The sequence below is a fragment of the Streptomyces aureoversilis genome (assembly GCF_042657885.1).
In the GTDB taxonomy this organism is placed as follows: domain Bacteria; phylum Actinomycetota; class Actinomycetes; order Streptomycetales; family Streptomycetaceae; genus Streptomyces; species Streptomyces aureoversilis.
Genome location: NZ_JBHSKJ010000015.1, coordinates 1 through 21,895 on the forward strand (window position 1 = coordinate 1; position 21,895 = coordinate 21,895).

Sequence of the window (21,895 nt, forward strand, 5' to 3'; positions counted from 1 at the left end):
CCATCTCCGACGGCTCCTCCCTGGCCGTGCTGGCGCACCCCGAGTGCGACATCGGCCTCGTCGGCTACGAGATGGCCCTCCTCGTCGACCGCGCGGGCAACGTCCTCACCCCGGACCTCCGCGCCGAACTGCAGGGGAGCCTTCTCAACTAGCAAAGAGGCAGTGCGTTTCGCGCCACCGCGCCATAGGGTGCGGTGGCGCGACCAGCAGCAGACAGGCACGTTGAGGAGGAGACGTGGCAACGCCCCCCGGCGGTTACCCGTACGGCAATGATCAGCAGGCTCAGCCTCCGCTGAACCGCTTCAATTTCCCCTCCGCACCAAGCCAGCGTGCGCAGGGGGAGCCGGCACGGCCCCCGCAAGTACCACAGACGTCGCAGCACCGCAGGGCGTCCTCGTCCCCTTCCGGCGGCAAGCGGAACAACCCGCTGGTCCGCCCCTACGCAATGACCGGCGGCCGGACCCGGCCGCGCTACCAGCTCGCCATCGAGGCGCTGGTGCACACCACGGCCCAGCCGGCCCAGCTCCAAGGGCAGTTGCCGGAACACCAGCGCATCTGCCACCTGTGCCGCGAGATCAAGTCGGTCGCCGAGATCTCGGCACTTCTCACCATTCCCCTCGGCGTCGCCCGAATCCTCGTCGCCGACTTGGCGGAGGCCGGGCTCGTCGCCATCCATCAGCCCGGCGGCGACGAGTCCGCCGGCGGCCAGCCTGACGTGACACTGCTCGAAAGGGTGCTCAGTGGACTTCGGAACCTCTAGCGGCGAGGCAGCCCGCTCCACCACCTCCGCGAAGATCGTGGTGGCGGGCGGTTTCGGCGTGGGCAAGACCACGTTCGTCGGCGCGGTCTCGGAGATCAACCCGCTGCGGACCGAAGCCGTCATGACGTCCGCCTCGGCGGGCATCGACGACCTCACCCACGCGCCGGACAAGACCACGACGACCGTGGCGATGGACTTCGGCCGCATCACCCTGGACCAGGACCTGATCCTGTACCTGTTCGGCACCCCCGGCCAGGACCGCTTCTGGTTCATGTGGGACGACCTGGTCCGCGGCGCCATCGGCGCCGTCGTCCTCGTCGACACCCGCCGCCTCGCCGACTGCTTCCCCGCGGTCGACTACTTCGAGAACAGCGGCCTGCCCTTCGTCATCGCCCTCAACGGCTTCGACGGGCACCAGCCCTACACGCCGGACGAGGTCCGCGAGGCGCTGCAGATCGGCCCCGACGCGCCGATCATCACCACCGACGCCCGCCACCGCAACGAGGCGAAGAGCGCCCTGATCACCCTGGTCGAGCACGCCCTGATGGCGCGCCTTCGGTGAGGCGTCGGTCGCACCGACGCGAAAAGGCCCCCGCGCCACGCTCCTCACGGAGTGTGTGCGGGGGCCTTCTGCGTCGATGAGGCGGCGGGTACTAGCCCTGCCAGCTGTGCGGCGCGCGGAAGCCCGGCGTGCGCTCCAGGCGGCGCCAGACGGCCGTGGAACGGCGCGGGCGGGGCGGCGCCGCGTGGTTCGTGGTGGCGGCGGCGCGGGCGAGGAGGACGGCGGTGACGGCCGCGAGCTCCTCGGCGTCCGCCGTGCCCTTCTCCACGCGTACCAGCGTGTCGTTCATGCGTTTCTCCCTTACTGGGGCGGGTTGCCGTGCTTGCGGGAGGGCAGGTCGGCGTGCTTCGTGGCCAGCATGGCCAGCGAGCGGATCAGCACCTGCCGGGTCTCGACGGGGTCGATCACGTCGTCGATCAGTCCGCGCTCGGCGGCGTAGTACGGGTGCATCAGCTCGGCCTTGTACTCCTTGACCATGCGCGCCCGCATCGCCTCGGGGTCGTCCGCCTCGGCGATCTGCTTGCGGAAGATCACGTTGGCGGCGCCCTCCGCGCCCATCACCGCGATCTCGTTGGTCGGCCAGGCGTAGGTCAGGTCCGCGCCGATGGACTGCGAGTCCATGACGATGTACGCGCCGCCGTAGGCCTTGCGCAGGATGACCGAGATGCGCGGCACCGTGGCGTTGCAGTAGGCGTACAGCAGCTTGGCGCCGTGGCGGATGATTCCACCGTGCTCCTGGTCGACGCCGGGGAGGAAGCCGGGGACGTCCAGAAGAGTGATGATCGGAATATTGAAGGCGTCGCACATCTGGATGAAGCGCGCGGCCTTCTCGCTGGCCTCGATGTCGAGGACGCCGGCCAGCGACTGGGGCTGGTTGGCGACGATGCCGACGACCTGGCCGTCCAGCCGGGCCAGGGCGCAGATGATGTTGGTGGCCCAGCGCTCGTGGACCTCCAGGTACTCGCCCTCGTCGACGATCTCCTCGATGACCTTGCGCATGTCGTACGGGCGGTTGCCGTCGGCGGGCACCAGGTCCAGCAGGGCCTCGCCCAGCCGGTCGGCGGGGTCCTCGCTCGCCACGCGCGGCGGGTTCTCGCGGTTGTTCTGCGGCAGCAGCGAGAGGAGGTAGCGGACCTCCTCCAGGCAGGTCTCCTCGTCGTCGTACGCGAAGTGCGCGACGCCCGAGGTCTCGGCGTGCACGTCCGCGCCGCCGAGGCCGTTCTGTGTGATCTCCTCACCGGTGACGGCGCGGACGACGTCGGGGCCGGTGATGAACATCTGCGAGGTCTCGCGGACCATGAACACGAAGTCGGTCAGGGCCGGCGAGTAGGCCGCGCCGCCCGCGCAGGGGCCGAGCATCACGGAGATCTGCGGGATGACGCCGGAGGCCTTGGTGTTGCGCTGGAAGATGCCGCCGTAGCCGGCCAGGGCGGAGACGCCCTCCTGGATACGGGCACCGGCACCGTCGTTCAGCGACACCAGGGGCGCGCCGGCGGCGATGGCCATGTCCATGATCTTGTGGATCTTGGTGGCGTGGGCCTCGCCCAGCGCGCCGCCGAAGATCCGGAAGTCGTGCGCGTAGACGAACACGGTGCGGCCGTGCACCGTGCCCCAGCCGGTGATCACACCGTCGGTGTAGGGCTTCTTGCTCTCCAGTCCGAACCCCGAGGCGCGGTGCCGGCGCAGCGGCTCCACCTCCGAGAAGGACCCTTCGTCCAGCAGGAGGTCGATACGCTCCCGGGCAGTCAGCTTCCCCTTGGCCTTCTGGGCCTGGGTCGCCCGCTCGCTCGGACCACGCCGAACCTGCTCGCGAATGGCGTGCAGCTCGGCGACGCGCCCACGGACGTCACTCGCCTCTACGGGCGCACCTTCGAGATTGCTCATGCATAGACGGTACGTGGCGATGACGCCCGGGACTCATGTCGTTTCCATACAACGTCATGTGCCTTTTGGTGGGCAGGCGGCACAGAGCCGCGCAGCCGCCGGGTGTAGGGGTCCCCCCTATAGGGGGGTGAGGTTGTAGACGTTCAACAAAACTCTTGCCTCTGACCCGTAGGCTGGCGAACTTGACGCGCCCGGGGCCCCGGACGGTGTCACACCGGGTCATTCCAGGGTCACGGTGCAGCGGTGGGGGGCGCAGGCGGTGCCGGGGGTGACGCGCAGCCGGAGGCTGTCGCCTGTCGACAGGACGCGCACCGTGGCGTCGTGCGCCGTCACGCGGCGCACGGGGCGGTCCCAGGCGACTTCGAAGGGCGTTCCCGTCCGGAGCGGTTCGGCCATATGGAGGGTAGCGGTCCGGCCGCGGTCGCGGAGGAGTACGGCGGAGGGGGCCGTGACGGCGAGGGGGCCGGCGGCGCCGGGGGCCCAGAAGGCGGCGGCGGTGAGGCCGAGCGCGGGCAGGTGCGCGGCCTGGCAGGCGGCGGTGTTGGCGAGGAGGGCGAGCCAGGCGTCGTCCTCGGCGCGGGCGGCCACGGCGCGGGGCCCCGCCCCGGGCATCAGGAGGTAGGCGTAGGCGGCGCCGGCGGGGTCGATGCCGTGCGGGTGCCAGAGGGTGAGGTAGCGCCTGGTGATGGGGTCGGGGGCACCGCCGGCGTTGATGTCGCGCCAGGCACCGGTGCGGGCCTCGCGCAGGGCGTGGAGCGGGGCGCCGCCGGGGAGGACGTAGCCGCCGTGGCCTTCGAGGTGGACCCAGCGGGCGGCTTCGTAGCGGGCGCTCCAGCCGTCGGTGACGGGCTGGGGCGCGCCGTCGACGAGGAGGGCGGGGGCCCCGTGCGCGCCGAGGCCGCGGTGCTCGACCGTGGTGCCGACCGGGGTACCGTCGCGCGCGGTGATGCCCGCGCCGAGGCAGACGACGGCGTCCGCGGCGAAGATCCACGTCTTGCGGGCCTCCAGGGTGGAGGAGAGCCCCTTGAGGTGCTGGCCGGCGACGGCGAACTCGCCGTCCGTCACTCCCCCGACCCAGCGCACGTCGGGCCGGGGCTCGCCCCATGCGCCGCCCTCGTTGCCGGCGAGCCGCTTGGCGGAGGCGGTGGTGCCGGGCATCCGGTAGGGGTCGGCGGTGGGCCAGAAGGCGTCCGTGTACGGGGCCCCGTCGCCCGCGCGCCACCAGTAGAGCATTCCGGCGCCGGTGTGCCAGCCGCGCGGGTGCTCGCCGTTGCCGTTCTCGTAGTGGGCGATGCGGTCGGAGGCCATGGCGAGGTTGGCCGTCCAGCCGGGGCGGCGGTGCACGGCGCGGTCCATGGCCGGGAAGAGGCGGTGCCCCACGGGGGCGGGCGCGGGGGGCACGGGGGCGGCGCAGGCGGCGGCGAGGCGGGCGAGGTCGGCGACGCCGAGGGCGGGGTCGGTGAGCAGCGGGAGGGTGGTGTCGCGGGCGGCCCAGCCCTTGATCATCGCGTGCCAGCGGGTGCGTTCGGCGGGGCTCGCGCTGCCGGCGAGAAGGGCGATGGCGGCGATGAGGGCGTGGCCGCGCTGGTGGTCGCTCTGCTGCCGTCCGGGGTCGGCGCTCTGCAGGCCGCGGCTGACGGCGCGGCCGGAGACGCTGTCCATGACGAGCCCGTCGTGGATGAGAGGTGCGTAGGCCTTCTCGACGCTGTCGTGGACCGTCCGCCGGGCGGGGTCGGTGATCTCCCAGGGGGAGCCGCGGAGCAGGGCGAGGAGCCGGCCGAGTCCGTCGAGCAGCACCTGGCCGTAGGTGCCGGAGTAGGCGACGCGGGTGTGCTGGACGAAGGAGCCGTCGGCGTAGAGGCCGTCGCCGCGGGTCACATAGGGGAAGACGGGCGAGAGGGCGTCGCGGGCGAGGGCGGTCTTGGCGGCGGAGGCGCCGAGGATGCCGCGGAGGGCGACGACGCGGCACAGGTCGACGCGGTTGGCGCCGGTGCTGGTGCCGGTGTAGTCGCCGAGCATCGCGTCGGGGACGAAGTGGTCGACGGCGGCGAGGAAGGCGGTGCGCCGTGCGGCGCCGGCCTCGTCGTACAGGAGGGTGAGGCTGTCGAGGAGGAGCCTGGGGCTGCCGATCTGCCACTCCCACCAGTTGCCGTAGCGGGTGGTGGCGGGGTGGTAGACGCGGGCGTGGACGTGGTCGAGCCCGGCGAGGGTGTCGGCGGCCAGGGCGGGGTCGCCGGTCAGCCCCGTGCCGGGCTGGGCGTGGGCCTGGGCCATGGTGTGCAGGCGGGCGTAGCTGCGGGTGATGCCGGAGGGCGGGTCGAAGGGGGCGTCGGGCCAGAGCGAGCCGGGGCCCGGGGCGAGGCCGGCGCGGTAGGTGCGGGCGAGCTCTCCGGTGCGGCGCAGGGCGGAGGCGTAAGGCTCCGCGGCGGGGTCGAAGCCGGTGCCGAGCATGAGGCCGCGCCAGCGCGCGCGGAGGGCGGCGAAGGCGGCCTCGTCTTCGGCGGTGGCGGCGGTGGCGGTGGCGGTGGCGGTGAGGCCGAGGGTGCCGGCGACGGAGGCGGCGAGGAATCCTCTGCGGGTCCAGGCGGGCGGCAGGGGTGCGGCGGAACCGGACAGCACGGCGGGTCCTCCCCGGGGCGCGTGGTGCGGGACGGTGCGGACGGTGCCGGAGGCACACCGTGGCACGGGGCCGGGGGCCTGGCAATGCCCCCGGGGCGGCGTCGGCCGGAATTCACCCTCGCGGAGATGTTGAATATTCAACCAGAGCGCGCTACGGTTCTTTCACGGTCAAGTTGAACATTCAACGAACTCGGCCGGAGCGAAACGAACTCAGCCAAGGAGCACACCATGGGCCTCTTCAGCCGCAAGCAGAGCGCGACCCCCGCCGTCCCCGCCCCGCGCACCGTCGACCCCGCGCTGGCCGCCCTGACCGGCGACTACACCATCGACCCCGCCCACAGCAGCATCGGCTTCACCGTCCGCCACGCCATGGTCACCAACGTCAAGGGCGCCTTCACCGAGCACGAGGGCACCCTCGGCCTCGACGGCACCGACCCGTCCCGCTCCACGGCCGCCATCGACGTGCGGATCGCGAGCGTCGACACCGGCATGAAGGACCGCGACGCCCACCTGCGCGGCGACGACTTCTTCGACGCCGAGCGCTTCCCGCTGATGAGCTTCCGCTCCACCGCCGCCGAGCAGCTCGGCGGGGACCGCTACCGCATCACCGGCGACCTCACCATCAAGGACGTCACCCGCCCGCTCTCCATCGACCTGGAGTTCAACGGCTCGGCCACCGACGTCTACGGCAACGAGCGCGTCGGCTTCGAGGGCGGCGCCGAGATCCTGCGCTCCGACTGGGGCCTGACCTGGAACGCCGCCCTGGAGACCGGCGGGGTGATGGTCAGCGACAAGGTGAAGCTGACCTTCGACATCTCCGCGGTCAAGGCCGCCCCGCAGGCCTGACCCCGTGCGGTGTCACCGGCCGAGGCGCAGCAGACGGTCGACGACCTCGGCGCCTCGGTCCGCACCCGCGCTCAGCGCGATGTGGTTGTCGGGCCGTACGAGCACGAGCCCGTCGCCCTCCACCCCGTACGCCCTGCGGGCGTGCCCGCCGACGTCGTCCCCGTCCTCGACGAGGTGCGTGCGCAGCAGGCCCGCGCACTTCTCCCCCGCCTCCGCGAGGGCCGCCGCGCTCCCCCGGCCGAAGCCGAGCAGGGTGAAGTGCGGCCCGGCGAAGACGTCGAAGAGCCGGCCGTTCCGGCAGGGCGCGTCGGGCGCCCGCCCGCCGGCCTTCGCACCGCCCCATGCCAGCGAGCTCCAGCCGTAGCCGACGCCCAGTGTGGTGACGTCGTCCGTGATCACCACCTCCGTGCCGACGCCGGCCTCCTTCACGCCCTCGGTCACCGCGCGCAGCCGCTCGTTCGTGAGGTCGAGCGTCCAGGCGGCGACGGGCAGCCGCTCCTCCTCGTACGTGTCCAGCAGCCCCGGCGCGGCGCGGCCGAGCACCACGTGCGCGAGCTTCCAGCCGAGGTTGAAGGCGTCCTGGATGCCGGTGTTCATGCCCAGGCCGCCCGCGATGGAGTGGACGTGGGCCGCGTCCCCGGCGAGGAAGACCCGGCCGACGCGGAAGCGGTCGGCCATCCGGACGTTGATGCGGTAGGCGGAGAACCAGGTGGGGTCGGACAGCCGGATGCCGGCGTCCCGGGAGCAGCGGTCGACGAGCCGCTGGAACGACTCCAGCGTCGGTGCGGCCGGCCGGCCGTCGGCGCCGCGCTCGGGGCTGCCCTGCAGCTGCCAGTGGGCGCTGCCGCGGAAGGGGCAGAGGAGGACCGCCGCGTCCTCGTCGAACCACTGGTGCCAGTAGGCGGGGTCGAGTCCGTCCACGCGGACGTCGCCGACCACCATGCACTCCTCGGCGTCGGTCGCCCCCTCGAAGCCCACGCCCAGGGCCTTGCGCACCGGGCTGTGGCCGCCGTCGCAGCCGACCAGGTAGGCGGCCTCGATGCGCCGCCCGTCGGCGAGCGTCGCGACGACGCCGTCCGCGCTCTGGGTGAATCCGGCCAGCTCGCACCCGAGTTCGGGCGCCACGCCGTACTCCGCCAGCTTGTCGCGCAGGATCTCCTCGGTGCGCCACTGCGGCATGAGCAGCCCGCCGGCGTACGGGATGTCAGGCGTGGGCGTGCGGTCCCCGAAGGGGACGGTGTCGGCGACCGCGACGCCGCCGCGGTACTTGCGCAGGGTGATGTGCTCGACGCCCGAGGCGGTGGCCTCGGCGCCGGCGCCGAGGTCGTCGAAGAGCTCGCGGCTGCGCTGGTTGAGGCCCTTGCCGCGCGAGGCGCGGTGGAACTCCCGGGACTTGTCGATGATCCGTACGGCCGCTCCGGCGCGGGCGAGGGTGCAGGCGAGGGTGAGTCCGGTGGGTCCGGCGCCCACGATCAGGACGTCGGTTGCGTCGGTTACGGCGGTAGCGGTCGTCGCGTCGGCGGCGTTGGTCGTCGTCATGCCCTCATGAAAGACCGCCCGGCCAGAAAACGCAACCGAGTAACAAAAGATTCCGGGTAACGCTCGCCCTGCTAGGGTGGAACCCGTGAACGAGGAGACAGGGCTGCGGGAGCGCAAGAAGCAGCGCACGCGGCAGACGCTGTCCGAGACCGCCATCGCCCTCTTCCTGGAGCGCGGCTTCGACAAGGTGTCGGTGGCCGAGGTGGCGGCGGCCGCGGAGGTGTCGAAGCCGACGCTGTTCCGCTACTTCCCCGCCAAGGAGGACCTGGCCCTCCACCGCATCGCCGACCACCAGGGGGAGGCGGCGCGCGTCGTGCGCGAGCGGGATTCCGGGACGGCGCCGCTGGCCGCCCTGCGCGCCCACTTCCACGCGCGGCTCGACGCCCACGACCCGGTCACGGGCCTGTGCGACGTCCCCGCCGTGCTGGCCTTCCGCGACATGCTCTACTCGACGCCCAGCCTGCAGGCCCGCCTCATGCGCTACGCCGCCGAGGACGAACGGGCGCTGGCCGAAGCCCTGGCGGAGGCGGGGGCGGACGAGGTGACGGCGGGGCTGGCGGCGGCGCAGATCATCGCCGTCCACCACGTCCTGGCCCGGGACAACTGGCGGCGCCTGGCGTCCGGCCGCAGCACCGTCGCCGTGCTGGGCGCGGCCCACGCCGACGCCGAGCGGGCGTACGACCTGCTCGGCGCCGGGCTGGCGGGCCAGGGCCTGTGACGGCCGGGCGCGGGGCTCAGGACCCGTGCCCCGCGCCGTGCTCCGCCCCGCACCCCGCCCCGTGACCGGGACCGCGCCCCGGTCCGCGACCCCGCCCGCGGCTCACTCCAGCGGCTCGACGCCCGCCCGCAGCAGCCCGTACGCGTAGGCGTCGTCGAGCGCCTGCCACGAGGCGGCGATGACGTTCTCGGCGACGCCGACCGTCGACCACTCGCCGCGCTCGTCGCTCGTGGAGACCAGGACGCGGGTGATCGACCCCGTGCCGCGGCCGCCCTCCAGGATGCGCACCTTGTAGTCGGTCAGCTTGAGCGCGGCCAGCTGCGGATAGATGCGCTCCAGGGCGACGCGCAGCGCCCGGTCCAGGGCGTCGACCGGGCCGTTGCCCTCGGCCGTGGCGACGATGCGCTCGCCCTTGGCCCACAGCTTCACGGTGGCCTCGTTGGCGTGGATGCCGTCCGGCCGGTCCTCGGCGATGGCCCGCCAGGACTCCACGCGGTAGTAGCGCCGGGCGCGCCCCTCGGCCTCCTCGCGCAGCAGCAGCTCGAACGAGGCGTCGGCCGCCTCGTAGGTGTAGCCCGCCAGTTCGCGCTCCTTGACCCGCTCCACGACGCGGCCGATCAGCTCCCGGTCGCCGCCGAGGTCGACCCCGAGCTCCTTGCCCTTGAGCTCGATGGAGGCGCGGCCGGCCATGTCGGAGACCAGCATGCGCATGGTGTTGCCGACCCGCTCGGGGTCGATGTGCTGGTACAGGTCCGGGTCGACCTTGATGGCGGAGGCGTGCAGGCCGGCCTTGTGCGCGAACGCCGAGACGCCCACGTAGGGCTGGTGCGTGGACGGCGTGAGGTTGACGACCTCGGCGATGGCGTGCGAGATGCGCGTCATCTCGGCGAGCGACCCCGCGGGCAGCACCCGGCGGCCGTACTTGAGCTCCAGGGCGGCGACGACGGGGAAGAGGTTGGCGTTGCCGACGCGCTCGCCGTAGCCGTTGGCGGTGCACTGCACGTGCGTGGCGCCGGCGTCCACGGCGGCGAGGGTGTTGGCGACCGCGCAGCCGGTGTCGTCCTGCGCGTGGATGCCGAGGCGCGCCCCGGTCGCCTCGATGACCTCCCGCACCGTCGCGCCGACCTGGGCGGGGAGCATGCCGCCGTTGGTGTCGCACAGCACCACGACGTCGGCGCCCGCCTCGTGCGCGGTGCGGACGACCTGCAGGGCGTACTCCGGGTTGGCCCGGTGGCCGTCGAAGAAGTGCTCGCAGTCGACGAAGACGCGGCGGCCGTGCCCGCGCAGGTACGAGACGGTGTCCCGCACCATGGCGAGGTTCTCGTCGAGAGTGGTGCGCAGGGCGAGTTCGACGTGCCGGTCGTGGGACTTGGCCACGAGGGTGATCACCGGGGCGCCGGAGTCGAGCAGCGCGGCGACCTGCCGGTCGTCCTCGGCCCGCACGCCCGCCTTGCGCGTCGCGCCGAAGGCGACGAGCTGCGCGTGGCGGAAGCCGATCTCCTCCCGGGCGCGCTGGAAGAACTCGGTGTCCCGGGGGTTGGCGCCCGGCCAGCCGCCCTCGATGAAGCCGACGCCGAAGTCGTCCAGGTGCCGGGCGATGGTCAGCTTGTCCGCGACGGTGAGGTTGATCCCCTCGCGCTGCGCGCCGTCGCGCAGGGTGGTGTCGAAGACGTGAAAGCGATCGTCGGGGCCGTCGGTTGCGTCCGTCATGCTGCTCTGACTCCTGTGAGGATGTCGGTCTACCGGAATTACCCGTTCCACCGTCCCCATGCTCACCCTCGCCCTGCGTCCTCCGGCGTGGGGTGGTCCGGAAAACGCAAAAACCTCTCGCGGGTGCGAGAGGTCTGCGCGCGGGTCTGGGACGACGGTGTCCGCTCCGTACGGGGTGGTACGGGGCGGTCACTGCGGACCGGCGCGCCTGCTGCCAATAATCATGGCGAACGGGAGCATAGGTGCATCCTGACACACGCCGGGCCCGCGGTGCGGGCGGGTCTCAGGATGCGGGCACCTTGCCCGCGTCCTTGCCCGCGTCCGCCTCCGGAAGGGCCTGGGGAGCGCGCCCCACCCGCTTGAGGTCGATGTCGCGCGTCTCCCGCATCGTCAGGTAGACGATCAGCGACACCGCGGCGCAGCCCGCCACGTACCAGTAGAAGCCCGACTCGATGCCGCCCTTCTTGAACCACAGGGCCACGTACTCGGCCGTGCCGCCGAAGAGCGCGTTGGCGATCGCGTACGGCAGGGCGACGCCCAGCGAGCGGATGCCCGTCGGGAACAGCTCGGCCTTCACGCAGGCGTTGATCGAGGTGTAGCCGGTGATGACGACCAGGGCGAGCAGGGACAGGCCGAGGGCCGGCCAGAACGACCCGGCGTGCTTGAGCAGCGTCATGATCGGCACGGTGAGGAAGGTCGAGCCCACCGCGAAGGTGATCAGCAGGGGGCGGCGCCCGATGCGGTCGGAGAGGGCGCCCGCGAGCGGCTGCAGACAGGCGAAGACGATCAGCGCGCAGAAGCTGACCAGGCTCGCGGTCTGCTTGGGCAGGCCCGCGCTGTTGGACAGGTACTTCGTCAGGTAGGTGGTGTACGTGTAGTACGCGACGGTGCCGCCCATGGTGAGGGCGATGACGAGGAAGGCCTCGCGCTTGTGCCGCATGAGGGCGCGGATGGTGCCGCGCTCCGCCGCCTGCGCGGCGCTCTCCCCGGCGCCTTCCCCCGCGGTCTCCGCCGTGGCCTCCGTGTACGCCTCCGTCTCCAGCATGTTGCGCCGGAGGTAGAAGATGACGGCCGCCCCGAGCGCGCCCACGATGAAGGGGATGCGCCAGCCCCAGCTGTGCAGCTCGCTGCTGGAGAGCGTGTGCTGCAGCACGATCTGCAGCCCCAGGCCGAGGATCTGCCCCGCCGTCATGGAGACGTACTGGAAGCTGGAGGCGAAGCCGCGGCGGCCCGGCGCGGAGGCCTCCGTCAGGTACGTGGCGCTGGCCGCGTACTCCCCTCCCACCGACAGGCCCTGCAGCAGCCGGGCGACGAGGAGGACGGCGACGCCGCCGTAGCCCGCGACCGCGTAGGTCGGGGCGACCGCGATGAGCACGGCGGAGGCGGACATCAGGGTGACGGTCGTCGTGAGCGCCGCCTTGCGGCCCTTGCGGTCGCCGATCCGGCCGAGCAGCCAGCCGCCCACGGGGCGCATGAAGAAGCCGACGGCGAAGATGCCGGCGGTGTTCATCAGCTTCGCGGTGTCGTTGCCCGCGGGGAAGAAGGCGCCCGCGAAGTACGTCGCGAACGACGCGTAGACGAACCAGTCGAACCACTCGACCATGTTGCCGGCCGAACCGACCCAGATCTTCTTCCAGTGCTGTCCCATGGTCGATCACGGTGACGGAACGCACGGGGCCGGACAAGGGTCCGGGCGGCAACGATCATGCGTACTTGCGTGCGTTGCGTTCACGGTGCCGCCGCCGCGACGCGCGCGGCTTTTCGTCCCCGGCCCCGTACGGGCGTGCGTACGGGGCCGGGGGCGGACGGCGGGCGGGCCTCAGCCCAGGGGGTGCATCCAGCCGTGGGTGTCCTCGGCGGCGCCGGTCTGGATGTCGAGGAGCGCCTTGCGGAGCTTCATCGTCACCTCGCCCGGCCGGCCGTCGGCGACCGTCCAGCCGTCACGGGCCGACTTCACGGTGCCGACCGGGGTGATGACGGCGGCGGTGCCGCAGGCGAAGACCTCGGTGAGGGTGCCGTCGGCGCAGCCGTTCTTCCAGTCGTCCACGGAGATGCGGCCCTCGGCGACCTCGTGGCCGAGGTCGGCGGCGATCGTCATCAGCGAGGCGCGGGTGATGCCGGGGAGGAGCGAGCCGGTGAGCTCGGGGGTGACGATCTTGTCCCCGTACACGAAGTACAGGTTCATGCCGCCCATTTCCTCGATCCAGCGGCGCTCGATGGCGTCCAGCCAGACGACCTGGTCGCAGCCGTGCTCCATGGCCTGGGCCTGGGCGACGAGGGAGGCCGCGTAGTTGCCGCCGGCCTTGGCGGCACCGGTGCCGCCGGGGCACGCGCGCACGTACTCCTCGCTCAGCCACACCGAGACCGGCTTCACACCGCCGGGGAAGTAGGCGCCGGCGGGCGAGGCGATGACCACGAACATGTACTCGTTGGCCGGGCGGACGCCCAGGCCCACCTCGGTCGCGAACAGGAACGGGCGCAGGTACAGCGAGGCCTCGCCGGAGCCGGGCACCCAGGCGTTGTCCTGCTTCACCAGGGCGTCGCACGCCTCGATGAAGGTCTCGACGGGCAGTTCGGGCATGGCCAGGCGGCGGGCGGAGGCCTGCAGGCGGCGGGCGTTCTCCTCCGGCCGGAAGATGGCCACGGAGCCGTCGGGCTGGCGGTACGCCTTGGCGCCCTCGAAGATCGTCTGCGCGTAGTGCAGCGTCATGTTCGCCGGGTCGATCGACAGCGGCGCGTACGGAACGAGCTGGCCGTCGTGCCAGCCCCGGCCTTCCGTCCACTTGATCGTGACCATGTGGTCGGTGAAGTGGCGGCCGAAGCCGGGGTTGGCCAGGATCTGCTCCCGCTCCGCGTCCGACAGCGGGTGCGAAGAGGGCTTGAGCTCGATCGTGGGCGTCGTCATGAGTGCGTGTCCTTCACCTTTGTGTGTGGCGGACCGCGAGCTCGCCCCGTCCCTGACGGTGTCAGGGCATCCGAGCTTCCCCTCATGCCGCGGCCCCACGTTCGATTATCGCTCGTGGGGCCGTGGACGGAAAACGTGCGCGCGGCCCGGGTCGATGGTCGCACCCCAGCGCGCGCCGAGTCAGCGGCTGGGGGCTAGCCGGCTACGCGCCGGGCGAGGGCGTCCCCGGTCTCGTCCGTCGAGCGCGGCGCGGCGCCGTCGCGCTCGGCCAGGTCCTCGGCGACCGCCGTCTCGATGCGGGCGGCCTCGGCCTCGTGGCCGAGGTGGCGCAGCAGCAGCGCGACGGAGAGCACCGTGGCCGTCGGGTCGGCCTTGCCGGTGCCCGCGATGTCGGGCGCGGAGCCGTGGACGGGCTCGAACATGGACGGGAACGCGCCGTCGGGGTTGATGTTGCCCGAGGCGGCGAGGCCGATGCCGCCGGTCACGGCCGCGGCGAGGTCGGTGAGGATGTCGCCGAAGAGGTTGTCGGTGACGATCACGTCGAACCGCTCGGGCTGCGTGACCATGAAGATGGTCGCCGCGTCCACGTGCAGGTAGTCGGTGGTGACCTCGGGGTACTCCCGGCCCACCCGGTCGAAGGTGCTCTTCCACAGCTGTCCGGCGTAGACGAGGACGTTGTTCTTGTGGACGAGGGTCAGCTTCTTGCGGGAGCGGGCCTGGGCCCGCTCGTAGGCGTCGCGCACCACGCGCTCCACGCCCAGGGCGGTGTTGACGCTGACCTCGGTGGCGACCTCTGCGGGGGTGCCGGTGCGCAGGGAGCCGCCGTTGCCGGTGTACGGGCCCTCGGTGCCCTCGCGGACGACGACGAAGTCGATGTCGGGGCGGCCGGCCAGCGGGGTGGCCGTGTGCGGGAAGAGCTTCGAGGGCCGCAGGTTGACGTAGTGGTCGAAGGCGAACCGCAGCTTGAGCAGCAGGCCGCGCTCCAGGACGCCGGCGGGCACGGAGGGGTCGCCGATCGCCCCGAGCAGGATCGCGTCGTGGCCCTTGAGGGACTCGAGCGTGGCGTCGGGCAGGACCTCGCCGGTCGCGTGGTAGCGCCGGGCACCGAGGTCGTACTCCTCGGTCTCCAGCTTCACGTCGGAGGGGAGGACCGCCGAGAGCACCTTGAGGCCCTGGGCCACGACTTCCCGGCCGATTCCGTCACCGGGGATCACTGCGAGGCGAATGCTGCGAGACATACCGGGACCGTACTCTCCCGTCCCGCTGTATGACACACACCGTCCACCATGCGGACGGATTGCGCTCCGGTCAGGTCACGTTCACCCAAAGTCCGCAACGAAGTTGCCGCTTCCTGGCACGTTGCCGTCATGGACACACCACGCGTAGGGATCCCCCGCCACCTCGCGGACCGCATGACGATGGCCGAGCAGCACGCCTACCTGCGGGCCCGGCTCTCCCGGCCCCTCACCCGGCGCGGCGTGCTGCGCGCCGGCGCGGCGACGGCCGGGGCCGCGGCGGGCACGGGCGTCCTGGGCGGCGCCGTGCGGGCGTACGCCGGCCCGGCCCCCTCCCCGGCCCTGCTGGACGCCCCCGCCACGTCGCGGGTCGACGGCCGGCACGTCGCGCCCTTCGGCCGGCACCTGGCGTTCGGCGCCGACCCGCGGACGCAGATGCGCGTCTCCTGGCAGGTGCCGTTCGCGGTGAAGCGGCCCTACGTGCGGGTGGGCCTCGCGCCGTGGGACCTCGGCGTCAAGCTGGACGCCGAGGTGCGCACCCTGCACACCCCGCCGCTGTCGAAGAAGCTCCCCGCCGTCGACCAGGTGTACCTGCACGCGGCGCTGGACAACCTCAGGCCCGGCCGGACGTACTACTACGGCGTCGGGCACGACGGCCACGACCCCGCCGACCCGCGCCACTTCGCCCGCATCGGCACCTTCCGCACCGCGCCGGAGCGGCCGGAGAAGGGCGGCAAGGCGGAGCGGTTCACCTTCACCGCCTTCGGCGACCAGGGCGTCGGCTACCAGGCCCTGGCCAACGACCAGCTGATCCTCGGCCAGAACCCCGCCTTCCACCTGCACGCGGGCGACATCTGCTACGCCGACGACAGCGGGGCGGGCAAGCCCACCGACGTCTACGACGCGCGCGTGTGGGACCAGTTCCTCGCCCAGACGGAGTCGGTGGCCGCCTCCGTGCCCTGGATGGTGACCACCGGCAACCACGACATGGAGGCCTGGTACTCGCCCGACGGCTACGGCGGCCAGCTCGCCCGCTGGTCCCTCCCGCGGAACGGCTTCGACCCCGTGGGCGCCCCGGGCGTCTACTCCTTCGTCTACGGAAACGTGGGAATCGTCGCCCTGGACGCCAACGACATCTCCTACGAGATCACCGCCAACACCGGCTACAGCGACGGCCGGCAGACCGCCTGGCTCGACCGCCGGCTGGGCGAACTGCGCCGCACGCGCGGCCTCGACTTCCTCGTCGTCTTCTTCCACCACTGCGCCTTCTCCACGACGAAGGCGCACGCCTCGGACGGGGCGGTGCGGGAGGAGTGGCTGCCGCTCTTCGAGAAGCACGGGGTCGATCTCGTCATCAACGGCCACAACCACATCTACGAGCGCACCGACGCGCTCCGCGGCACGCGCGTGGGGCGGGAGGTGCCCATCGGCGGCACCGCCGACTCCACGCGCGACGGCATCGTCTACGTGACCGCCGGCGGGGCCGGGAAGTCGCTCTACGACTTCCCGGTGCCGGACAGCTACGAGGGTCACGTCAGGGACCTGGAGGGCGTGGAGAGCTACTTCTGGGAGGAGGGGCGGGTGAAGCACCCGGAGACGGTGGAGTGGTCGCGCGTGCGCTACACCGGCTTCTCGTTCCTCGCGGTCGAGGCCGGGCCGGCCGTACGGGGCGGGCGCCCGCGGCTGCGGGTGACCGCACTGGCGGAGAACGGCGCGCGCATCGACCACTTCGACGTCGTCCGCCCCGCGCGGTGGGGCTGACGGCGCACCTGCCCGGTCCTCAGTGGCCGGTCACGCCGCCGTTGTCCCGGCGGTCCAGCGCCCGCTGGAGTGCGGCGGCGGCGTTCATCCGGTCGATGGTGCGGTCGGTGCGGTCGGCCGTACGGGCGATGCGGCGGGTCCTGCGGACGGCGGTTTCGGCCATGGGAGTCACGTCTCCTCTGCTGCGTCTGCGGGAAGGGGCACCGGCTGCAAGGGCCCCTGGAACGGTGGGAAGAGCGCCGGGGAAAGGGCGGGGGCCGGGGTGCCGCAGGGATCGCCTGCGCTCGCGCACGGGGCCGCAACCGCTTGTCGCTCGATGGAGCGCACGTTCGGCTTCCTCCACGCTAGGACAGCTGTACCGCGCTGTCTGCACAATTACTCGGGCTTCCTACTATCTGAGACGGCGGGGTGCCCGGGGCGCCCCGCAGGACCGCCCGGCTCGTACCGGGTCAGGATCACCCGGCTCGTACTGAGTAGCGGCTGAGTAGGGGTTTGAGTACCCCCGCCGATCCACGGCCCCGCCCCCTGCGGCGAAAGTGGGCCCATGAACGGCCTGTACGCACTCAAGCCCTGGTACGCGGCCCGCCTCGGCGGGCTGCGCGCCGCGCTCGCCCGGCGCGGCGTGTCACCGGACACCCTCACCGCCGCCGGCGTGCTCTGCGCGGCCGGTGCGGGGGCGGCGCTCGCGCTGATGCCCGCACCGGCGGCCGCCGCGCCCGTCGCCCTGCTGCTGGCGGCCCGGCTCGCCTTCGCCAACCTCGACGGCGCGCTCGCCCGCGACACGGGGCGCACCACGCGCAGGGGCTCCGTCCTCAACGAACTCGGCGACCGCGCCGCCGATCTGCTCGTCCTCGCCGGCTTCCTGACGCTCGCCCCGCTGTGGCTCGTGGCGACGGCCGCGCTCGCCGCGACGCTGCCCTCGTGGGTGTCCCTCGCGGGCGCGGCGGCGGGGGCCGAGCGGCTCAACGGCGGGCCGGTCGGCAAGACGGAGCGGTGCCTGCTGGCCGTCGTTGCCGCCGCCACGGGCTGGGCCGTGCCCGTGCTGGCCGTCGTGGCGGCGGGCTCGGTGCTGACGGCGGCCTTCCGGCTGGGCCGGCTGTGGCGGGTGCTGGGCAAGGCGGGTGCGGCCCGGTGAGCACGCTGTTCACGAACGACGTCCTGCCCCGTGTCATACCCGTGGTCGCCGGGGTGCTCGGCGCGGGCGGCCTGGCGGTGGCCTGCCTCCCCGCGCGCGTGGCGATGCGCCGCGAGCTGCGGCGCCGCTGGCTGACCTGGGCCGTGGCGGCCCCTCTCTTCCTCGGGGCGATGTTCCTGCACGAGCTGGGGGCGACGGCGCTGGTCTGGCTGCTGGGGCTGATCGCGGTCGGCGAGTACGCCCGGCTGACCCGCCTGGGGCGGGGCGAGCGGGCGGTGCTGCGCGCCGCGGTGATCCTCCTGCCGCTGCCGGCCCTGCTGGAGCGCTGGCACCTCGCGGACGCCCTGGATCTGGAGACCTTCGCCCTGCTCACCGTCGTCGGCGTGCTGCCCGCGGTGCTGTCGGGCGACACCGCACGGGGCGGCGAGCGCGCGGCCCGTACGGTCTTCGGCCTGCTGTGGATTCCCGTCGCGCTGACGGGACTTGTGGTACTGGACGGCACGGCGATCGCCGTCGCCGTGGCGGTCGCGTTCGGCGACGTGGGCGCGTGGTGCGGCGGCATGCTCCTGCGCCCCCTCGGCGGCGCGCTCGCCCGCCCGCTGTCCCCCCACTCCCCCGCCAAGACCTGGGCGGGCGTCCTCGGCGCGGGCATGGCCGTGGCCGCGGGGCTGGAGGTCGCGGGCGCCTTCACCGTCACGCTGTGGGCCGCGGTCCTGGCCGGCAGCGTCCTCGGCGACCTGCTCGAATCCATGCTCAAGCGGGAGGCGGGCGTCAAGGACGCCGGCACCTGGCTGCCGGGCTTCGGCGGCCTCCTCGACCGCATCGACTCCCTGCTCCTCGCCCTGCTCCTGACCATGGTGGTGACGCTGTGACGACGACCTCTCCCTCCGGATCCCTGCGCACGGAGCGGCTGCGCCGCGGCCCGGCCACGCGGGCCGCACGGCGCGCACGAGGCGGGGCGTACGAGCGCCCCGGCACGGGGCGGGGGCACCGGCGCGGCCTCGCCCGCCCGTGGCCGCCCCGCGCGGAAACCGGCAGGGCAACCGGGCCGTCGCTGTCGAACACCGCCGCGGGCCCGCGCGACGGCGGCGCGCGGCACCGGGCAGCCCACGGCGCGCTGCACCGCCGCCCGGTGGGCGACCCGGCCGGGGCGCACGGCAGGCGGCGCTTCCGGGTTCGCGCGTGGGGCGGGCCGAGCGTCCGTTCCGTCTCTGCATCCGGCCCCGCCGGGACGCCCGCGGGGCGGGATCCCCGGGCGCCCCTGGCGCCCCGGACTCCCCGGCGGGCCGTTCTCGCCGCCTGGCTGCGCCGTGCGCTGTGGCTGGTGGCGCTCACGCTCACCGGTGGGGTCTCCCGGCGCGGCCGGCTCCCGCGGGGCGGCTGTGTCGTCGTCGCCAACCACTCCTCGCACGCCGACACCGCGGCGCTGCTCGCCGCGCTCGACGCGCGCCACGCGCCGCTGATCGGGGCCGCGGCCGACTACTGGTTCGCCCGCCCGGGGCGGCGCCGGGTGTGCCGGTGGCTGGCCGCGGGGTTCCCCGTGCGGCGCACCGGCGGCGGGCTCGGGGACCTGCTGGGGACGGCCGGCGAGCTGCGCGCGGGGCGCGCCGTGGTGCTGTTCCCGGAGGGCACGCGGGGGAAGGACGGCGGGCTCGGCGGGTTCCACCGGGGCGCGCTGCTGCTCGCCGAGGAGGCGGGGGTGCCCGTGGTGCCGGTGGGGCTGGCGGGCACGGACCGGCTGCTGCCCAAGCACGGGCGGCTCCGCCCGGCCCTGGTGCGGGTCCGCATCGGCGGGCCGCTGCACGGCCCCGTCTCTCCCGAGCGCGCCCGCGCCGCCGTCGCGGAGCTCGCCGGCGAGGCGTCCGCGCACCCGGAACGGGACTCCGCGCTGCGGCGCCGCACCGCCGCCGTCGTGGCGTCCCGCCGGGGGCTGCCGCTCGCGTTCGCCTGGGCGTTCGCGGAGGCCCTGAGCTGGCCGCTGATGCCGGAGCTGTTCCTGGCTGTCGCCTGTGCGGCGGCGCCCCGTGCGGCGCTGCGGCTGTCGTTCGCCGCGCTCGCGGGGACGCTCGTGGGCGGGCTGCTCGCCCTGCAGGTGGCCGCGTCCGGCGTACGGCTGCCGGCGCCGCTGACGACGCCGCGGATGCACGCGGAGGCCGTCCGGGAGCTCTCCGGGGAGGGGGCCGCGGCCGTGGCGCACCAGCCGTGGAACGGCGTGCCGTTCAAGGTGTACGCGGCTGCCGCGGGGCGGGCGCACGTGGCGCCCGGCGACTTCGCCGTGGAGGCGGGGGCGGCGCGCTCCGTGCGGACGGTGGGCGTGGGGCTCGCCTTCGCGGCGCTGGGTGCCCTGGGGCGGCGCCTGCGGCAGCTGTACGGGCTGTATCTGGTGCTGCTGGGAGGCGGGTTCGCGGCCGGGCTGTCGCTGATCGTGGCGGGGTGGGGCTAAAGCGTCCTCCGCTGGACGGAGCGCCCTCGGGAGAGCTGGACGGAGCGCCCGCCGAACAGCATTCCGCCCCCGTCCGGCCTGCAGGCCGGACGGGGGCGGAATTCAGCTACGGGGCGGGTCAGCCCATGTGCGGGTAGCGGTAGTCGGTCGGCGCGACCAGCGTCTCCTTGATGGAGCGGGTCGAGACCCACCGCGTCAGGTTGGACGCGGCGCCGGCCTTGTCGTTCGTGCCGGAGGCGCGGCCGCCGCCGAAGGGCTGCTGGCCGACCACGGCACCGGTCGACTTGTCGTTGATGTAGAAGTTGCCGGCGGCGAAGCGCAGCTTGGCCATGGCGTCGGCGGCCGCGGCGCGGTCGTTCGCGATGACGGCACCGGTCAGCGCGTACGCCGAGACGGACTCCATCTGGGCGAGCATCGCGTCGAAGTCGGCGTCCTCGTAGACGTGGACGGCCAGGACCGGGCCGAAGTACTCGGTCGTGAAGACCTCGTTCTCCGGGTCGGTGCACTCGATGACGGTCGGGCGGACGAAGTAGCCCACCGAGTCGTCGTAGGTGCCGCCGGCGACGATCGTGCAGGCCGGGTCGGCCTTGGCGCGGTCGATCGCGGCCTTGTTCTTGGCGAACGCGCGGTCGTCGATGACGGCGCCGATGAAGTTCGACAGGTCGGTGACGTCACCCATGGTGATGCCGTCGACCTCGGCCGCGAACTCCTCCTTGAAGCCGTCCTCCCAGATGGAGCGGGGGACGTAGGCGCGGGAGGAGGCCGAGCACTTCTGGCCCTGGAACTCGAAGGAGCCGCGGGTCAGGGCGGTCTTGAGGACCGCGCGGTCGGCGCTCGGGTGGGCGACGACGAAGTCCTTGCCGCCGGTCTCGCCGACCAGGCGCGGGTAGGACTTGTACTTCTCGATGTTGTTGCCGACCGTCTTCCACAGGTGCTGGAAGGTCTTGGTCGAGCCGGTGAAGTGGATGCCGGCCAGCTCGGGGTGGTTGAGGGCCACCTCGGAGACGGCGATGCCGTCGCCGGTCACCAGGTTGATGACGCCCTTGGGCAGGCCCGCCTCCTCCAGGAGCTGCATCAGCAGCACGGCGGAGTGGGTCTGGGTGGGGGACGGCTTCCAGACGACCACGTTGCCCATGAGGGCCGGGGCGGTCGGCAGGTTGCCGGCGATGGCGGTGAAGTTGAAGGGCGTGATCGCGTAGACGAAGCCCTCCAGCGGCCGGTGGTCGCTGCGGTTCCACACGCCGGTGGAGTTGGCGACCGGCTGCTCGGCGAGGATCTGGCGCGCGAAGTGCACGTTGAAGCGCCAGAAGTCGACGAGCTCGCAGGGGGTGTCGATCTCGGCCTGCTGGGCGGTCTTGGACTGGCCCAGCATGGTGGAGGCGGCCAGCGTCTCGCGCCAGGGGCCGGACAGCAGCTCGGCGGCGCGCAGGATGATCGCGGCGCGGTCGTCGAAGGACATCGCGCGCCAGGCCGGGGCGGCGGCGAGGGCGGCGTCGATCGCGTCCTGGGCGTCGGCCTGCGTGGCGTGGTTGAAGGTGCCGAGGACGGCGGCGTGGTTGTGCGGCTGGACGACCTTGAACGGCTCGCCGCCGCCCATGCGCTTCTCGCCGCCGATGGTCATCGGCAGGTCGATCGGGTTGGCCGCCAGTTCCTTGAGCTTGGCCTCGAGGCGGGCGCGCTCGGGGCTGCCGGGGGCGTAGCCGTGGACCGGCTCGTTGACCGGGGCGGGGACCTGGGTCACAGCGTCCATGGGTTCCGTTTCTCCTTCGGGGCTCTGC

At 73.2% G+C, this 21,895-nt stretch carries 18 protein-coding genes and 1 pseudogene; 9 read left to right on the plus strand and 10 right to left on the minus strand.

Annotation, left to right across the window (positions count from 1 at the left end):
- The 3 genes and pseudogenes from ACFPP6_RS24545 to ACFPP6_RS24555 all read left to right on the plus strand — a co-directional run.
- Positions 1-152 (plus strand): annotated as a pseudogene (locus ACFPP6_RS24545) (roadblock/LC7 domain-containing protein); the annotation flags it as partial.
- Between the two features lie 83 nt (positions 153-235).
- Entirely contained in the window at positions 236-760 is a 525-nt protein-coding gene (locus ACFPP6_RS24550; RefSeq protein ID WP_382046226.1) for a DUF742 domain-containing protein, read from the plus strand.
- The gene (locus ACFPP6_RS24555) at positions 741-1,322 is read left to right on the plus strand and encodes a GTP-binding protein (RefSeq protein ID WP_049717346.1); all 582 of its coding nucleotides are present in this window, start codon (positions 741-743) and stop codon (positions 1,320-1,322) included. Before ACFPP6_RS24550 ends, ACFPP6_RS24555 begins: the two co-directional genes overlap by 20 nt.
- A gap of 91 nt (positions 1,323-1,413) precedes the next feature.
- Here the strand turns inward: ACFPP6_RS24555 and ACFPP6_RS24560 are convergent, their stop codons facing one another.
- The 3 genes from ACFPP6_RS24560 to ACFPP6_RS24570 form a co-directional block, all read right to left on the minus strand.
- Positions 1,414-1,611, minus strand: coding sequence for an acyl-CoA carboxylase subunit epsilon (locus ACFPP6_RS24560; RefSeq protein ID WP_058046428.1), 198 nt, complete (start codon positions 1,609-1,611; stop codon positions 1,414-1,416).
- Positions 1,612-1,622: 11 nt separating this feature from the next.
- Positions 1,623-3,206: an acyl-CoA carboxylase subunit beta gene (locus ACFPP6_RS24565; RefSeq protein ID WP_382046230.1), complete on the minus strand. Its 1,584-nt coding sequence runs from the start codon at positions 3,204-3,206 to the stop codon at positions 1,623-1,625.
- A gap of 219 nt (positions 3,207-3,425) precedes the next feature.
- Positions 3,426-5,825 carry a polysaccharide lyase 8 family protein gene (locus tag ACFPP6_RS24570; protein ID WP_382046233.1) on the minus strand — a complete coding sequence of 800 codons (2,400 nt, stop codon included), beginning with the start codon at positions 5,823-5,825 and terminating at the stop codon, positions 3,426-3,428.
- A gap of 228 nt (positions 5,826-6,053) precedes the next feature.
- Between ACFPP6_RS24570 and ACFPP6_RS24575 the strand changes: the two genes are divergently transcribed.
- Positions 6,054-6,671 carry a YceI family protein gene (locus ACFPP6_RS24575; protein ID WP_382046236.1) on the plus strand — a complete coding sequence of 206 codons (618 nt, stop codon included), beginning with the start codon at positions 6,054-6,056 and terminating at the stop codon, positions 6,669-6,671.
- Between the two features lie 12 nt (positions 6,672-6,683).
- On the opposite strand, the gene ACFPP6_RS24580 is transcribed toward ACFPP6_RS24575, so the two are convergent.
- Positions 6,684-8,210, minus strand: a complete 1,527-nt coding sequence (locus ACFPP6_RS24580) for an FAD-dependent monooxygenase (protein WP_382046239.1) — start codon at positions 8,208-8,210, stop codon at positions 6,684-6,686.
- An 85-nt stretch (positions 8,211-8,295) separates the two neighbouring features.
- On the opposite strand from ACFPP6_RS24580, the gene ACFPP6_RS24585 reads away from it, so the two are divergent.
- Positions 8,296-8,928, plus strand: a complete 633-nt coding sequence (locus tag ACFPP6_RS24585) for a TetR/AcrR family transcriptional regulator (RefSeq protein ID WP_382046242.1) — start codon at positions 8,296-8,298, stop codon at positions 8,926-8,928.
- Positions 8,929-9,030: 102 nt separating this feature from the next.
- Here ACFPP6_RS24585 and cimA read toward each other — a convergent pair whose 3' ends face one another.
- The 4 genes from cimA to ACFPP6_RS24605 all read right to left on the minus strand — a co-directional run bounded on the left by cimA (position 9,031) and on the right by ACFPP6_RS24605 (position 14,781).
- Positions 9,031-10,638, minus strand: a complete 1,608-nt coding sequence (gene cimA, locus ACFPP6_RS24590; protein ID WP_382046245.1) for a citramalate synthase — start codon at positions 10,636-10,638, stop codon at positions 9,031-9,033.
- 283 nt (positions 10,639-10,921) lie between these two features.
- Positions 10,922-12,286 carry an MFS transporter gene (locus ACFPP6_RS24595; protein WP_382046248.1) on the minus strand — a complete coding sequence of 455 codons (1,365 nt, stop codon included), beginning with the start codon at positions 12,284-12,286 and terminating at the stop codon, positions 10,922-10,924.
- A gap of 171 nt (positions 12,287-12,457) precedes the next feature.
- Positions 12,458-13,543 (minus strand): branched-chain amino acid aminotransferase, encoded by a 1,086-nt coding sequence (locus tag ACFPP6_RS24600; protein WP_382046251.1) that lies wholly within the window; start codon positions 13,541-13,543, stop codon positions 12,458-12,460.
- A 194-nt stretch (positions 13,544-13,737) separates the two neighbouring features.
- Entirely contained in the window at positions 13,738-14,781 is a 1,044-nt protein-coding gene (locus ACFPP6_RS24605) for a 3-isopropylmalate dehydrogenase (RefSeq protein WP_058046421.1), read from the minus strand.
- Between the two features lie 129 nt (positions 14,782-14,910).
- Between ACFPP6_RS24605 and ACFPP6_RS24610 the strand changes: the two genes are divergently transcribed.
- Positions 14,911-16,539 (plus strand): purple acid phosphatase family protein, encoded by a 1,629-nt coding sequence (locus ACFPP6_RS24610; RefSeq protein ID WP_382046254.1) that lies wholly within the window; start codon positions 14,911-14,913, stop codon positions 16,537-16,539.
- 19 nt (positions 16,540-16,558) lie between these two features.
- Here the strand turns inward: ACFPP6_RS24610 and ACFPP6_RS24615 are convergent, their stop codons facing one another.
- Positions 16,559-16,702: a hypothetical protein gene (locus ACFPP6_RS24615; protein ID WP_168095098.1), complete on the minus strand. Its 144-nt coding sequence runs from the start codon at positions 16,700-16,702 to the stop codon at positions 16,559-16,561.
- A gap of 381 nt (positions 16,703-17,083) precedes the next feature.
- On the opposite strand from ACFPP6_RS24615, the gene ACFPP6_RS24620 reads away from it, so the two are divergent.
- From ACFPP6_RS24620 to ACFPP6_RS24630, 3 genes are read left to right on the plus strand one after another with little or no spacing between them, the layout of a single operon-like run.
- Complete coding sequence (locus ACFPP6_RS24620; RefSeq protein ID WP_382046257.1) at positions 17,084-17,674, plus strand: CDP-alcohol phosphatidyltransferase family protein; 591 nt, start codon at positions 17,084-17,086, stop codon at positions 17,672-17,674.
- Complete coding sequence (locus ACFPP6_RS24625) at positions 17,671-18,546, plus strand: phosphatidate cytidylyltransferase (RefSeq protein ID WP_382046260.1); 876 nt, start codon at positions 17,671-17,673, stop codon at positions 18,544-18,546. The genes ACFPP6_RS24620 and ACFPP6_RS24625 overlap by 4 nt, the downstream gene beginning before the upstream one ends.
- Complete coding sequence (locus ACFPP6_RS24630) at positions 18,543-20,117, plus strand: lysophospholipid acyltransferase family protein (RefSeq protein ID WP_382046263.1); 1,575 nt, start codon at positions 18,543-18,545, stop codon at positions 20,115-20,117. Before ACFPP6_RS24625 ends, ACFPP6_RS24630 begins: the two co-directional genes overlap by 4 nt.
- Positions 20,118-20,235: 118 nt before the next feature.
- Here ACFPP6_RS24630 and pruA read toward each other — a convergent pair whose 3' ends face one another.
- Positions 20,236-21,867 carry an L-glutamate gamma-semialdehyde dehydrogenase gene (pruA, locus tag ACFPP6_RS24635; RefSeq protein WP_382046266.1) on the minus strand — a complete coding sequence of 544 codons (1,632 nt, stop codon included), beginning with the start codon at positions 21,865-21,867 and terminating at the stop codon, positions 20,236-20,238.
- Between the last annotated feature and the right edge of the window lie 28 nt (positions 21,868-21,895).

Bases quoted from the DNA above. Each gene is read 5' to 3' on its own strand.
- ACFPP6_RS24560 (WP_058046428.1), bottom strand. From the start codon at position 1,611: ATGAACGACACGCTGGTACGCGTGGAGAAGGGCACGGCGGACGCCGAG.
- ACFPP6_RS24565 (WP_382046230.1), bottom strand. From the start codon at position 3,206: ATGAGCAATCTCGAAGGTGCGCCCGTAGAGGCGAGTGACGTCCGTGGG.
- ACFPP6_RS24575 (WP_382046236.1), top strand. From the start codon at position 6,054: ATGGGCCTCTTCAGCCGCAAGCAGAGCGCGACCCCCGCCGTCCCCGCC.
- ACFPP6_RS24580 (WP_382046239.1), bottom strand. From the start codon at position 8,210: ATGACGACGACCAACGCCGCCGACGCGACGACCGCTACCGCCGTAACC.
- cimA (WP_382046245.1), bottom strand. From the start codon at position 10,638: ATGACGGACGCAACCGACGGCCCCGACGATCGCTTTCACGTCTTCGAC.
- ACFPP6_RS24595 (WP_382046248.1), bottom strand. From the start codon at position 12,286: ATGGGACAGCACTGGAAGAAGATCTGGGTCGGTTCGGCCGGCAACATG.
- ACFPP6_RS24600 (WP_382046251.1), bottom strand. From the start codon at position 13,543: ATGACGACGCCCACGATCGAGCTCAAGCCCTCTTCGCACCCGCTGTCG.
- ACFPP6_RS24605 (WP_058046421.1), bottom strand. From the start codon at position 14,781: ATGTCTCGCAGCATTCGCCTCGCAGTGATCCCCGGTGACGGAATCGGC.
- ACFPP6_RS24610 (WP_382046254.1), top strand. From the start codon at position 14,911: ATGGACACACCACGCGTAGGGATCCCCCGCCACCTCGCGGACCGCATG.
- ACFPP6_RS24615 (WP_168095098.1), bottom strand. From the start codon at position 16,702: ATGGCCGAAACCGCCGTCCGCAGGACCCGCCGCATCGCCCGTACGGCC.
- ACFPP6_RS24620 (WP_382046257.1), top strand. From the start codon at position 17,084: ATGAACGGCCTGTACGCACTCAAGCCCTGGTACGCGGCCCGCCTCGGC.
- pruA (WP_382046266.1), bottom strand. From the start codon at position 21,867: ATGGACGCTGTGACCCAGGTCCCCGCCCCGGTCAACGAGCCGGTCCAC.